The 737-nt window shown below is 57.0% G+C and carries 1 protein-coding gene; it reads right to left on the bottom strand.

Features of this window, described 5'->3' with window-relative positions; translation table 11 throughout:
- On the bottom strand, positions 1-264 hold a 264-nt coding region (locus A3754_RS07380), incomplete at its 3' end, for an FAD-dependent oxidoreductase (RefSeq protein ID WP_156496889.1).
- Positions 265-737 lie beyond the last annotated feature (473 nt).

Below are 737 nucleotides of genomic sequence, written 5' to 3'. Positions count from 1 at the left end.
TTTGCGGGCGTTGAGCACACGAAACTGAATACCGCCTTTATCCGTGGCGCGGCCCATGGCCCCGCCCAGGGCATCGATTTCACGCACCAGGTGGCTCTTGCCGATACCGCCAATGGCCGGGTTACAGCTCATCTGGCCCAGGGTTTCGATGTTATGGGTGAGCAGCAGCGTTGAAACGCCCATGCGCGCAGAGGCCAGTGCCGCCTCGGTACCGGCATGGCCGCCGCCGATCACAATCACGCCAAATCGCTGGGAAAAATCCATCGTTTACTTACCTTGCAGGACAGGCCTGCTGCTCAAAATATAGTCAATTCGGGCGCGGTAGTATAAAGAGAACACCTCACGCTGCAAGCATCACGCGGTAGAGCCAGTATCAGCGCAGCACCGAAACGCCAGCTCGCACAGGAGAAACAGCCGTGTCGACACTCTGATCCGGCCAGTTTCGAGTTGCGAGAAACGAGTTTCGAAAGACATAAACCACAAACAGGCACTTCCTGAAGGTTTTCGTCACTCGAAACTCGTTACTCGCTTCTGTTTATCGCGCCGCCAGCGACGCTCCTACGGAGAGCATGTAGCGTGCAGCGTGTTGCGTGTAAGCTATTCTACTATAGAACCCTGATTCTCTTGGCATGGATTGCGCTTGGACTCTCTGAACCTGTTTCTTCTTATCGGCACCGGCCTGATGTTCACCGGCCTGCTGCTGGGCTCGCTGAGCGCCCGGTTCGGGGTGCCGTCGC

Source organism: Alcanivorax sp. HI0083 (assembly GCF_001635175.1).
The sequence above is the reverse complement of the archived record's forward strand: the minus strand, read 5'-3'. Positions and strand labels throughout refer to the sequence as shown.